The sequence below is a fragment of the Rhodococcus sp. IEGM 1372 genome, from assembly GCF_030056835.1.
Lineage (GTDB): Bacteria > Actinomycetota > Actinomycetes > Mycobacteriales > Mycobacteriaceae > Rhodococcoides.
Window position 1 is genome coordinate 354,684 of record NZ_JASHKS010000003.1, and the last position, 12,515, is coordinate 367,198.

General features: G+C 66.8%; 11 protein-coding genes. 1 reads left to right on the forward strand and 10 read right to left on the reverse strand.

The window, feature by feature from the left end; all coding sequences use genetic code 11:
* The first annotated feature begins 37 nt into the window (after positions 1 to 37).
* On the forward strand, positions 38 to 697 hold the full coding sequence (locus QM590_RS06100; protein WP_269594173.1) for a B-4DMT family transporter: 660 nt from the start codon (positions 38 to 40) through the stop codon (positions 695 to 697).
* An 89-nt stretch (positions 698 to 786) separates the two neighbouring features.
* Here the strand turns inward: QM590_RS06100 and aroB are convergent, their stop codons facing one another.
* The 10 genes from aroB to QM590_RS06150 form a co-directional block, all read right to left on the reverse strand.
* Positions 787 to 1,899, reverse strand: coding sequence for a 3-dehydroquinate synthase (gene aroB / locus QM590_RS06105; protein WP_094641909.1), 1,113 nt, complete (start codon positions 1,897 to 1,899; stop codon positions 787 to 789).
* A 14-nt stretch (positions 1,900 to 1,913) separates the two neighbouring features.
* A complete protein-coding gene (locus QM590_RS06110; RefSeq protein WP_269594174.1) occupies positions 1,914 to 2,465 on the reverse strand; it encodes a shikimate kinase in 552 nt (183 codons plus the stop codon).
* Positions 2,462 to 3,649, reverse strand: coding sequence for a chorismate synthase (aroC, locus tag QM590_RS06115; RefSeq protein ID WP_094641913.1), 1,188 nt, complete (start codon positions 3,647 to 3,649; stop codon positions 2,462 to 2,464). The genes QM590_RS06110 and aroC overlap by 4 nt, the downstream gene beginning before the upstream one ends.
* Before the next feature lie 12 nt (positions 3,650 to 3,661).
* The gene (locus QM590_RS06120; protein ID WP_269594176.1) at positions 3,662 to 4,234 is read right to left on the reverse strand and encodes a prepilin peptidase; all 573 of its coding nucleotides are present in this window, start codon (positions 4,232 to 4,234) and stop codon (positions 3,662 to 3,664) included.
* 138 nt (positions 4,235 to 4,372) lie between these two features.
* Positions 4,373 to 5,185: a shikimate dehydrogenase gene (locus QM590_RS06125; RefSeq protein ID WP_269594241.1), complete on the reverse strand. Its 813-nt coding sequence runs from the start codon at positions 5,183 to 5,185 to the stop codon at positions 4,373 to 4,375.
* A gap of 1 nt (position 5,186) precedes the next feature.
* Positions 5,187 to 6,599: an endolytic transglycosylase MltG gene (locus QM590_RS06130; RefSeq protein ID WP_269594177.1), complete on the reverse strand. Its 1,413-nt coding sequence runs from the start codon at positions 6,597 to 6,599 to the stop codon at positions 5,187 to 5,189.
* The gene (ruvX, locus tag QM590_RS06135; RefSeq protein WP_269594178.1) at positions 6,596 to 7,126 is read right to left on the reverse strand and encodes a Holliday junction resolvase RuvX; all 531 of its coding nucleotides are present in this window, start codon (positions 7,124 to 7,126) and stop codon (positions 6,596 to 6,598) included. Before ruvX ends, QM590_RS06130 begins: the two co-directional genes overlap by 4 nt.
* 5 nt (positions 7,127 to 7,131) lie before the next feature.
* The gene (alaS, locus tag QM590_RS06140) at positions 7,132 to 9,801 is read right to left on the reverse strand and encodes an alanine--tRNA ligase (protein WP_269594179.1); all 2,670 of its coding nucleotides are present in this window, start codon (positions 9,799 to 9,801) and stop codon (positions 7,132 to 7,134) included.
* A 43-nt stretch (positions 9,802 to 9,844) separates the two neighbouring features.
* Positions 9,845 to 11,254: a replication-associated recombination protein A gene (locus QM590_RS06145; RefSeq protein WP_411741281.1), complete on the reverse strand. Its 1,410-nt coding sequence runs from the start codon at positions 11,252 to 11,254 to the stop codon at positions 9,845 to 9,847.
* A 49-nt stretch (positions 11,255 to 11,303) separates the two neighbouring features.
* Positions 11,304 to 12,473, reverse strand: a complete 1,170-nt coding sequence (locus QM590_RS06150; RefSeq protein ID WP_269594180.1) for a protein kinase family protein — start codon at positions 12,471 to 12,473, stop codon at positions 11,304 to 11,306.
* Positions 12,474 to 12,515 lie beyond the last annotated feature (42 nt).

Sequence of the window (12,515 nt, forward strand, 5' to 3'; positions counted from 1 at the left end):
GACACACAAACTTCGACGTGCGGATATGCTGTGCCGCATGACTGGGTGGGCAGTGCGTGGCATAAGTATGGGATTGGTCAACGTCGTCGTTCGACTGCTGCTGGGGGCAGCAGTGTCGATGTGGCCGCTGAGCGGATCGGCACTGCGCTGGGTGGCATACGCCCTCGTGCTGCTCGTCATCATCGTGTGGGCCGGCATCGATGGAATCCGCGACCGGCGCAAGCATCCCGACCCCGAGGAGGGCGAGGACCTCACCATGGTCTGGCTCAAAGCCGCTGTGGTCGGTGGACTCCTCGGTGGTCTCCTGAGCTGGATCGTCGACTTCTTCGTCGATTTCAGCCTGGGTCAGAACGGTCTGGTCTTCGAGCTCACGTCCGGAGCCGCGTTCACGATTCTCACCATCTTCATCGGCGCGAGCGTCGCGGTGTTCGTGGGACGACAGATCGTCAACCGCGAGGCCAAGAAGAAGTTGGCCACCTCGGACGCCGAACGCGCGCACGACCGCCAGCTGGTCAACGCCGGCCAGGAGAACCGTTCGGGTCAGGCAGAGGCGACGCGGACCGAACCCACTCGGACCGAAACGCAGTGGGCTCCCGAGCACGGCGACGCCGACACCGAGGTGTTCTCGGCAGTGGACGCGGACGGCAAGCCGCGGCTGGACAAACGCGGCCGCCACGGCAGCGCCGACGGTTCCTGACTCCCCTACATCGACCTACGGGCGGTGATCGACGCTGTACGCGTCGATCACCGCCCGTTGTCGTCAGGCCCCGAGACGGGCCGACGGCGTCACAACATGATGGCCGACCCACCTGCGGCCGGGGCCTCGCGGCCGACCGCGGAGAATGCGGCGACGAGCAGTGCCGGATCCGGCCCCTCGAGACGGCCGGGCTTGGCCAGACCGTCCAGAACCACGAACCGCAGCAACCCGGCCCGGTTCTTCTTGTCCGTCTGCATGCCCTTCAGCAGATCCGAGAACGCGTGCTCGTCGTAGGTGACCGGCAAGCCGACCGATTCGAGAATCGAACGGTGGCGGTCGGCAGTGGCGTCGTCCAGGCGTCCGGCCAGACGTCCCAGCTCGGCCGCGAACACCAGACCGACCGACACCGCGGCGCCGTGACGCCAGCGGTACTGTTCCCGCCGCTCGATAGCGTGCGCAAGCGTGTGCCCGTAGTTGAGAATCTCGCGCAGGTTCGACTCACGCAGATCGGCCGCCACGACCTTCGCCTTGACCTCGACGGAGCGCCGAATCAACTCCGGTAGCACGTCGCCGGTCGGATCCAGCGCCGCGGCAGGATCGGCTTCGATGATGTCCAGAATCTTCGGATCGGCGATGAAACCGGTCTTGATCACCTCGGCCAGGCCCGAGACGATCTCGTTCTTCGGGACGGTCTCGAGCGTGGCCAGATCGATCAACACGGCGGCCGGTTCGTGGAAGGAGCCGACGAGGTTCTTGCCGGCATCGGTGTTGATGCCGGTCTTGCCGCCCACGGCCGCGTCGACCATGGCCAGCAGCGTCGTTGGGACGTGGACGATACGAACTCCGCGCATCCAGGTCGCGGCCACGAATCCGGCCAGGTCCGTCGCCGCTCCGCCGCCCAGACTGACGATGGCGTCGCTGCGAGTGAGACCGATTCGGCCGAGAACCTCCCAGCAGAACCCGGCCACGGCCAGATCCTTGCCGTCCTCGGCGTCCGGAATCTCGATGCGATGAGCGTCGATTCCCTTGTCCGCCAACGCCGCTCGCACTGCTTCCGCGGTCTCTGCCAGCGGAGGCTGGTGGAAGATCGCCACGGTGGCCGTTCCGGCGAGCTGGTCGACGAGATCCGTCAACAGACCTCGGCCGATGATCACCGGATACGGGTTGGCAGTCTCGACCTGGACGCGCACTGGCTCTGTCATCGAATCACCTTCATCTACTGGGGGTTTTTCTCGTTCGCACCGCGCCCGGGAACAGGGGCGATGGCGGTCAGCTTGGACACCAACTGGCCCACGACCCGAGCGGGGCTGCGACTGTCGGTACGCACGCGCACCGTGGCCACCGATCGATAGAGAGGTCGCCGATGGCGCATCAGTTCCTGGTACTTCGCACGCGGATCAGGACCGGCGAGCAACGGCCGAACCGTGTTCGCACCGGTACGCCGAAGCCCTTCGGCCACACTGATTTCCAGATACACCACGGTGTGCCCGGACAGTAGGGCGCGGGTCGCGGGCGACAGCACAGCACCACCACCGAGGGAGACGATCCCGTCGTGCGAGGCCAGAGCACCCGCGACTATCCGCTCCTCGATCTGCCGAAAGGCCGGCTCTCCGTCGTGCGAGAAGATATCGGCGATCGTACGACCGGTGTCTCGCTCGATGGCCACATCGGTGTCGAACAGGTCCAGGTCGAGAGCCTGTGCCAGCCGCCGACCGATCGTCGACTTGCCTGCTCCCGGCGGTCCGACGAGGACCGCGTACGGGGTCATCGTGGAGGTCGGGCGGCGGTGCCCTTCACGTAGTGGTCGACGTTGCTCGTCGTCTCCGCCAGCGAGTCCCCACCGAACTTCTCCAACGCTGCCTGCGCGACGACCAGGGCGACCATCGTCTCGGCCACGACACCGGCAGCCGGAACAGCGCAGACATCCGAGCGCTGATGAATGGCCACGGCCTCGTCGCCGGTCGTCATGTCGACCGTTGCCAACGCGCGCGGAACCGTCGAGATGGGCTTCATCGCCGCCCGCACTCGCAGTGCCTCACCGTTGGTCATACCGCCCTCGATGCCGCCTGCCCGGTTGGTCGAGCGCAACACACCGTCCGGACCGGGCTTGATCTCGTCGTGAGCGACGCTTCCGCGTCGACGCGCGGTCTCGAAGCCGTCCCCGATCTCGACCCCCTTGATGGCCTGGATTCCCATCAGTGCCGCGGCGAGTCTTGCGTCGAGCTTGCGTTCTCCGGAGACGAACGACCCGAGCCCGACGGGCAGACCGTGGACCACGACCTCGACGACGCCGCCGAGGGTGTCACCGTCCTTCTTCGCTGCTTCGATCTCGGCGATCATCGATTCTTCGGCGGCCTTGTCGAAGGCGCGCACCGGAGATGCGTCGATGGCGTCGAGGTCCGCGCCAGCGGGCGGCGGTCCGACATAGGGGTCGGATGCCCCGATGGAGATCACGTGGGAGACGACATCCACTCCGAACGCCTGCTTCAGGAACAGGCGGGCGACGGTGCCGATGGCGACCCGGGCGGCTGTCTCACGCGCGCTGGCGCGTTCGAGCACCGGGCGAGCGTCGTCGAAGCCGTACTTGAGCATCCCGGAGAAGTCGGCGTGGCCGGGCCGCGGCCGCGTCAACGGGGAGTTGCGCGCGAGATCCGCGAGCACTGCCTCGTCGACGGGATCGGCCGACATCACCTGCTCCCACTTGGGCCACTCGGTGTTGCCGACCTCGATCGCGACCGGACCACCCATCGTGCGTCCGTGTCGGACACCGCCGGTGAGGGTCACTTTGTCGGCCTCGAACTTCATGCGGGCACCTCGGCCGTAGCCGAGGCGACGGCGAGCGAGTTGAGAGGCAATGTCGTCCGAGGTCACCTCTACTCCCGCGACCATTCCTTCGAGAATGGCGACGAGAGCGGGTCCGTGGGATTCTCCGGCAGTTATCCAGCGCAGCACTCGAACATCTTTTCACGCCAGGGACGCCGCGGATGCCAGCAGGGTGGCCGCGCACATGGACGGGCCGTGCGGGATGCGGGCTCGCCTGTGCCCCAACGCCGCGGCGATCGACCCCACCACGGCAGTTGCCACCGGTGCCGACAGCGCGGCGATCGCCCATCCTCCCCCGCCGCCGACGCACGCGATCGAGCCGACCGACCAGGCGAGTTTGACGTCCCCCGCTCCGAACGCCGCGGGCGCGAGAAGGTGAACGACGAGGTAGATCGCGAACAACAGAGCACCGCCCAGCAGTGCCCTCGGCGAGCCGGTGAGAACGAGCGCGATCGTCACCACGAGCGCCCCGGGGACGGTCAAGGCGTTCGGCAACCGGCGTCGCTGCAGGTCGACCGCGCTGAGTGCGGCGAACCACCACGTCGTCACGCACAACGGAACCGCGTATTCGGTACCGCCGAATCGCCACCAGACCCATCCGGTACCGATCGCAGACAGCAGCGGCAGGAGCCGAGGGCTCCATCGGACCAAACATCGGCGCATCGCCAGCCCCACAACGGCACCGACCACGACCGCACCACACACGACAATCATGAGCGAAGGGTGGCACCACGGCAGCGATCGACTGTGACGAAAGCCCAGGTGGGAGATTGCCCTGTGGACAACTCGAACCCTGTGGACAATTCGCGGCCCGTGGACTACTCCGGCCCGTGGACTACTGCCGGCTCGAACTCACAACGCGGTGAACAGTGCGTTCCGCATGATCGCTCGCGGTGCGGGCCTGCCGGTGAACTGCTCCACCTGCCCGTACGCCTGATTGAGCAGCATCGACAATCCGCTGATGACGGTTCCACCGGCTGCGTCCACGGCAGTTGCGAGGGGCGTCGGCCACGGATCGTAGATGGCGTCGAGGACCAGGGGCGCCTGGGCGAGATCCGACGCGATGTCCGCGGCCCCGGCCGCGGGCACGGTGCTGACGAGCACAGCGGACTCCGCTGCGACGGTGGCGAGCCGAGGGTCGGTCATGTCCACGAACTCCGCGCGCATCCCCGCGGCGACGGCGCAGTCCAGTGTGTCTCGGGCGCGGTCGGCCGACCGCGCGACGACAGTGACCGCAGTTGCTCCGAGTCCGGCCAGCGCCACGATCGCCGGCCTCGACGTTCCTCCTGCGCCGACCACCGTCACGGTGCGACCGGACAGGGTCTCGATCCCGGCGTCGCGCAGTGCGCCCACGATTCCGTCGACGTCCGTGCAATCGGCGCGCCAGCCCGACTCGGTGCGGACCAGGGTGTTCGCCGAGCCGGCCAGAACTGCCCGCGCGGTGCGCTCGGTCGCGTACGCCAGAGCCGCGACCTTGCCCGGCATGGTGACCGACACGCCGACCCATTCGGGGCCGAAACCGTCGAGCAGGCCGGGCAGCTGCTCACCGGTGCAGTCGATGCGCTCGTAGGTCCAGTCGGCGAGGCCGAGCGCGCGGTACGCGGCACAGTGAAGCACCGGCGACTTCGAGTGTTCGACAGGGCTTCCGAGTACAGCGGCGCGCACGTCAGCGGCCGCTGTCGAGGAAGCCACCCTCGACCTTGGTGATGTTCGCCAAGTGTTCCTCGTAGCTGCGGGTGAACAGGGTTTCACCCGCCTGGTTGATGGTCACGAAGTACAGCCAGTCACCGTCGGCGGGCATCTCGACCGCCTGCACCGCACCGATACTGGGCGAGGAGATAGGAGTTGCCGGCAGCCCTTCGCTGGCATAGGTGTTCCACGGGGTGACGCGGGCGCGGTCGGCGTCGGTGGTGGCCACCTCGGTCGTGTCGAGCGAATAGTTGACCGTCGAGTCGAACTCGAGCTTCTGCGGCACCGCGAGGCGATTGAGGATCACCCGGGCCACCTTGCTGAAATCCTGCGGCAGCGACTCCCGCTCGACGAGCGACGCGGCGACGAGGGTGTCGTACGGAGTCAGCCCGGAGTTGGCACCTGCGGTGAGGATTCCGGTGTCCTCGTAGCGGGTCGCGCTCTCGGACACCAGCTGCTTCAGAATGTCGGTCGGAGCCGCGCTGGGATCGAAGTCCCAGGTTCCTGCGGCGATCAGGCCTTCGAGCTGGCGATCGCGGTCCGGGACTCCCTCGACGCGATCGGTGGCCCAGTCGGGCACGCCCAAGGCGGCCGGGTCGTCCACGGCTCCGGCCACATTGAGGTCGTCGTAGCTCACGCAGGTGGGGGTTCCACTGCCGGTTCGGTCCACGCAGCTGGCCTCGGAGATCAGGGTGTAGATGCCCTTCTTGACGGCACCGGTGTTCACGTCGCGCGCGTCGTGCAGCTGACGGCCCTCCGAGATCACCATGTTGCCCACCCGGGAGGCGGGGTCGACGAGTTCGTTCACGGCCTGCGAGGCAGGCACGTTGCTGGCGAGCAGATAGAAACCGGGTTGAACCGAAGTGATGGCATTGTTCAGGAGCGCCGCTTCGAGGAAGGCTCCCGAACTGGCGACCACACCCTTGTCCGCTGTCTGGGTACCGATCTGTTGCGCGGTGTCGTTGGGATGAACCTGAATCACCACGCCGTCCCCCGGTGAGCCCGCGGTGAAGTCGGCGTTCGGTGTCGTGCGATTGCCGAACTTGTTCACTGCGAAATACGCTCCTCCCGCAACGGCCACGACCAGTACGAGCCCGAGCACCAGAGCGACCAGGCGGCCGCGGCGCTTGCGGCTGGAGGCAGCTCGGTCCTTCCGGGTCGCGGCGCGGCTGCGGCCGACCTCCTGTGGCAACGCTCCGCGCTCGGCCTCGTGCTCGGGCTCCCGATCTGCGTCACGAGAGGACCGGGGATGCGGCTCCTGACGCTGCGGCGGGCCGTGCACAGTGCGGTGGAACTCGCTGCCCTCGTCCACGCGATAGCCGATCGGGTCGGTGTGCGCCTCGTCCGAGCGCGCATCTCGCCGGTCCCGATCGGACCCTTCGTAGTTCACTCGTCGACCTCCGTCGATCCTGAATTGTTCGCTGCACGATCCGATACGGCACGGCGCTCGTCGAGCCAGCCCTGCAGTATCGCGACCGCCGCAGCCTGATCGATCACCGATCGTTGGTTCTTGGCCCGCACTCCACTCTCCCGTAGCGCGCGCGATGCACTCACGGTAGTCAGTCGCTCGTCGGCCATCCGAATCGGCACATCACCCAATCGCCGGTGCAGGGAGCGGCCGAATTTCTCGGCTGCGTCGACGGCATTGCCGCGCTCTCCGCGCAGCGTCCGAGGAAGCCCGATGACGATCTCGACGGCCTCGTATTCGGCGACGATCTCCGCCACCCGCGCCACGTCCGGGGCGTCGGGACCCTTGATCTTCGATCGCGGCACGGTCTCGACCGGCGTGGCGAGTACACCGTCGGGATCACTCGAGGCGATACCGATGCGCACACTGCCGACGTCGATGCCGATACGACGGCCGCGGCCGGGATCGTCGACTCCTGGCCGATCGGGGCCGCGCCCCTGAGCTACCACGATCGTCAGTGGGTGGTGAGTTCGGTCAATCGAGCCCGGGCTGCGTCGATACCGGCTGGAATCCCGGCGACGTCCGATCCCGACCCCTGAGCCAGCTCGGGCTTGCCGCCGCCCCGCCCACCGATGCTCGGACCGAAGGCCCCCACCAGATCGCCTGCGGCAATACCGGCGTCCTGAGCTGCCTTGTTGGTCGAGACCACGAACGGGACCTTGCCGCTCACGGTGCCGAACAGCACCACCACGGCCGGATCCGCGCCCAGCCGTCCTCGGATGTCTGTGACCAAGGTGCGCAAGTCGTTGCCGCCGACGCCGTCCGGTGCCTGCGCGATGACCGCTCGCACGTCGCCGAATCGCTCGGCCTTGCCGACGAACTCCCCTGCCGAGGCCAGCACTGCGGCGGCCTTGACGGCGTCGAGTTCCTTCTCCGCGGCGCGCAGACGCTCGACCAGGGTCTCGATGCGGGCCGGAACCTCCTCGGACGGCACCTTGAGCGAGGACGCGATGCCGGCCAGCAGCGCGCGTTCCTTGGCGAGATAGCGGTACGAGTCGAGGCCGACGAAGGCTTCGACTCGGCGCACTCCCGAGCCCACGGACGATTCACCGAGAATGGTGACCGGGCCGATCTGCGACGAGTGCTGCACGTGTGTACCACCGCACAGTTCCATCGAGAACGGTCCGCCGATCTCGACGACGCGCACTTCGTCGCCGTAGTTCTCACCGAACAGGGCCATGGCGCCCATCTTCTTGGCACTGTCGAGGTCGGTGACCATGGTGTTGACCGCGAAGTCCGAGCCCACCGCGTCGTTGGCGACGTTCTCGATGTCGTCGCGCTGCGCGTCGGACAGCGCACCCTGCCACGAGAAATCGAAGCGCAGGTAACCGGGCTTGTTGAGCGATCCGGCCTGTGTCGCGTTGGGCCCTAGCACCTGTCGCAGTGCCGCGTGCACCATGTGGGTACCCGAGTGGCCTTGAGTCGCGCCCTTGCGCCACGCGTGGTCGACGTCGACGTGCACGGTGTCGCCCTCGGTGATCTGACCCGACTCGACCACCGACTTGTGCGTCCAGAGCTTCTTGGCGATCTTCTGCACGTCGTTGACCTTGACGCCGAGGCCGGGTGCGGTGATCGTGCCGATGTCGGCGATCTGGCCACCGGACTCGGCGTAGAGCGGGCTGCGGTCGAGGATGATCTCCACCGAGTCTCCCGCAACCGCGGTCGGAACGCGGACGCCGTTGGAGATCAGGGCCAATACCGTTGCCTCGGAACCGAGTTCGTCGAATCCGGTGAACTCGGTCGGCGAACCGTCGACGAAATCCTTGTAGACCGTGAGGTCTGCGTGTGCGTGCTTGCGGGCACGGGCGTCGTCCTTGGCCCGGTTGCGCTGCTCGGCCATCAGCGAGCGGAAACCGTCCTCGTCCACCGACAGGCCGGCCTCGGCGGCCATCTCGAGCGTCAGATCGATCGGGAAACCGTAGGTGTCGTGCAGCGCGAATGCCTCGGCACCGCCGATCTTCTTCGCACCCGACGCCTTGACTGCCTCCGCCGCTCCCTCGAACAGCCGCGAACCCGAGGTGAGGGTCTTGAGGAACGCCGTTTCCTCCCCCACTGCGACGGTCAGAATGCGATCGAAGTCGGTGACCAGATTCGGGTACGACTCGGCCATCGTGTCTCGTACGACGGTGACGAACTGCGCCATGGTCTCGTCGGGTGCGCCGAGCAGGCGTGCCGATCGGACGATGCGGCGCAGCAATCGGCGCAGCACGTAGCCGCGACCGTCGTTGCCGGGATTGACTCCGTCGGAGATCAGCAGCGCGGCGGTGCGGGCGTGATCGGCGATGACTCGGAAACGCACGTCGTCGTCGTGGTTGGCACCGTAGGCACGTCCCGAAAGTTCCTCGGCCTTGGCGATCACCGGTCGGACGAGGTCGGTCTCGTAGACGTTGTCCACGCCCTGCAGCAGGAAGGCGACACGCTCGACGCCCATGCCGGTGTCGATGTTCTGCTTCGGCAGCGGACCGAGGATCTCGAAGTCGTCCTTGCTGATTCCCTTGCCGCGTTCGTTCTGCATGAACACGAGGTTCCAGATTTCGATGTACCGATCCTCGTCGGCTTCGGGACCGCCCTCGGCACCGAACTCGGGTCCTCGGTCGTAGTAGATCTCCGAGCACGGGCCACAGGGTCCGGGAATGCCCATGGACCAGTAGTTGTCGGCCATTCCTCGACGCTGAATTCGCTCGTCGGGCAGACCTGCGATCTCCTTCCAGAGCTCGATCGCCTCGTCGTCGTCGAGATACGCGGTGGCCCAGATCCGCTCGGGATCGAACCCGTATCCGCCGTCCTCGACGCTGTCGGTCAACAGAGACCAGGCATGCCGGATGGCGTCCCGCTTGAAGTAGTCGCCGAACGAGAAGTTTCCTGCCATCTGGAAGAACGTGTTGTGCCGGGTGGTGATGCCGACGTTCTCGATGTCGAGGGTGCGCACGCACTTCTGGACGCTCGTCGCCGTCTTGTACGGCGGTGTCTGCTGACCGAGGAAGAACGGCACGAAGGGAACCATGCCCGCATTGACGAACAGCAGATTCGGGTCGTCGAGGATCAACGACGCACTGGGCACTTCGGTGTGTCCCGCCTTCACGAAATGGTCGAGGAAACGCCTGCGGATCTCATGGGTCTGCACGGATACAGGTTAGCGTCGTCGGACCCCGCACCGACTCGAGGGCCTATCGGCCTCGGATGATGCGGCGCAGTTTCCCCACCCTGGTCGCGATTTCCCGCTCGGCACCGTGCTCGGTGGGCTCGTAATAGTTCACGCCCACCAGTTCGTCCGGTGGATACTGCTGCCCCAGTACGCCGCCGGGACTGCTGTGCGGGTACCGATACCCGACGGCGTTCCCCAACCCTTGCGCTCCCTTGTAGTGGCCGTCGCGTAGATGCGGCGGCACCGATCCCGACTTGCCTGCAGCCACGTCGGCCATGGCAGCACCGAGTGCGCCGATCACGGCACCGGACTTGGGCGCAGTCGCCAGATGGATCGTGGCCTGCGCCAGCGCCAACCGCGCCTCGGGCATCCCGATCATCTGCACGGCGCTGGCAGCGGCGGTCGCCGTCTGCAATGCCGTGGGATCGGCCATCCCGATGTCCTCGCTGGCGTGCACCACGAGACGTCGCGCGATGAACCGCGCGTCCTCGCCTGCCGTGATCATCCGCGCCAGATAGTGCAGGGCTGCGTCGACGTCGGACCCTCTGATCGACTTGATGAACGCGCTGATGACGTCGTAGTGCTGATCTCCGTCGCGGTCGTAGCGCACGGCGGCCTTGTCGACACTGGCCTCGACCGTCGCGAGATCGAGCATCCCGTCGCTCGCGGCGCCCGCTGCCGCCTCGAGTGCCGTCAACGCCCGTCGGGCGTCGCCGGCCGCGAGACGCACCAGGTGATCCATCGCGTCCTCGGCGATGGTCACTGCACCGTCCAGGCCGCGTGGATCGTTCGCGGCGCGAGTGAGCAACAACTCGATGTCCTCGGATCCCAGCGGCTGCAACTGCAGAACCAACGACCGGGACAGCAGCGGCGACACCACCGAGAACGACGGGTTCTCCGTGGTCGCAGCCACCAACAACACGATCCGATTCTCGACGGCAGCGAGCAGTGCATCCTGCTGCGTCTTGGAGAATCGGTGCACCTCGTCGATGAACAACACCGTCTGCTCGCCCGAGAGCAGTCGGCGACGCGCGAGTTCGATGACGTTGCGTACTTCCTTGACACCGGCCGAGAGGGCCGACAGCGCCTCGAACTTGCGTCCGGTCGCTCCCGAGATCAGCGACGCCAGCGTCGTCTTGCCGGTTCCCGGTGGACCGTAGAGCATCACCGAGGACGCACCGGAGCCCTCTACGAGCCGGCGCAGCGGTGCGCCCGGAGCCAACAGATGAGACTGCCCCACCACCTCGTCGAGGCTCGTCGGACGCATACGCACCGCCAGAGGTGCGTCGGGCCTGACGTAGGTGGACGCCGGACGGGACTCGGCGATCATCGCCTCCGGGGGCGCGGGCGCGTCGAACAGTCCGTCGTCGCCCAACTCGTCGCTTCCCGAGATGTCCCCGCCGGATAAGTCACTACCGATGCCGCCGCTCACCCGTCGAACGCTACCGATGCGACCGGCGGATGCGCGAACGACGTCTTCCTCAGCGCTCCCACTTGGTGCGCAGAGCGGTGGCGACCGACGTCGCGTAGTCGGCGATATCGGTCTCACCGACGCGCGCGGCACTGTCTGCCAGCGCCGTCCACCGCGAGATCAGTGCCTGCGACCGCGGAACCGACAGGTGGTGAGCACGCGCCGCGGCGATGCGAGTGTGGTCGTCGGGCAGGAACCAGTAGGTGCTGAGCCACACCCAGATCAGACGTGCGTCGAGAATCTTGCTCGCCAGCGTGGTGTCGTCGGCCAACGCGGGCCATATGCCCACCACTTCCGAGCGCCACGCGTCGATCATCGCCTGCTCGCGAGCATGCGAGAGGTCGAAGCTGCACAGGCAACCGGGGAACGACGCCAACGCGTAGGTGATGTCGAGGGTGGCGTCACGAAATCCGCCCCACTCGTAATCGAGGAACCGCACGCCTTCGTCGTTGACGATGATGTTGTCGGGACACAGGTCGGACGGGCTGAAGGCGCGGAAGGCGCCATGCGCGAACAGCCGTCCGCTGCGAGAGACGCGATCGAGAATTGCATCCGGGGTCGTTCCGACGTCCAGAAGATCGGTCAGCAGCCCGGGGACCTCGGCGAGAGCGTCGGGTAACTGGGCGGAGATCCCGTCGGTGGAGTCGGGTTGTCCCACCCGTCGCAGCAGAGCGGCGAAGTCGTCCTCACGGCCGACGGTGGCGGCGTGCATGCGGCCGAGCGCCTGCGCCATGGCCATCAAGGAATTGGTCACCGCGGCTTCGTCCGAGTTGCGCAGCAGAGTGGTGATGGGACTGGCGTCGCCGAGATCGCTGAGCACCAGCAGTCTCGCGTCGAGGTCGTACGCATGCAGCTCGGGTCCGGGCCTGCTGTCCGTGGCCAGAGCGTTGGCGAACTGATACGACGCTGCCTCGCGCAGGAAGGCGCTGGAACCGGAGATGTCGGCGAGCTCGGCATGCAGTTCCGATTCGGCGGGCAGGTCCCGGACCTGCTTGATCACCAGGGTGCGGGGCAGCTGAAACGGGTTCTCGGACACTCGGACTCGCAACACGATCGCTTGGCCGCTACCCCCCAGATTCACCGGGTCGATCAACGTCACCGGAGCTCCGGTGCGTTTGGTGAGGAGTCGCTGGGCTGCTGCTACTACCTCTGATACAGGGTCTGCCAGTGTTGCGGTCATCGATATCCAAGCTACCCGTTCGGTGTGTTCTGCTGTGCCGTC

What these genes read in the sequence shown, in the direction of transcription:
- QM590_RS06110 (WP_269594174.1), bottom strand. Translation starts at nt 2,465, where the DNA reads ATGACCCCGTACGCGGTCCTCGTCGGACCGCCGGGAGCAGGCAAGTCG.
- QM590_RS06120 (WP_269594176.1), bottom strand. Translation starts at nt 4,234, where the DNA reads ATGATTGTCGTGTGTGGTGCGGTCGTGGTCGGTGCCGTTGTGGGGCTG.
- QM590_RS06150 (WP_269594180.1), bottom strand. Translation starts at nt 12,473, where the DNA reads ATGACCGCAACACTGGCAGACCCTGTATCAGAGGTAGTAGCAGCAGCC.
- QM590_RS06100 (WP_269594173.1), top strand. Translation starts at nt 38, where the DNA reads ATGACTGGGTGGGCAGTGCGTGGCATAAGTATGGGATTGGTCAACGTC.
- aroB (WP_094641909.1), bottom strand. Translation starts at nt 1,899, where the DNA reads ATGACAGAGCCAGTGCGCGTCCAGGTCGAGACTGCCAACCCGTATCCG.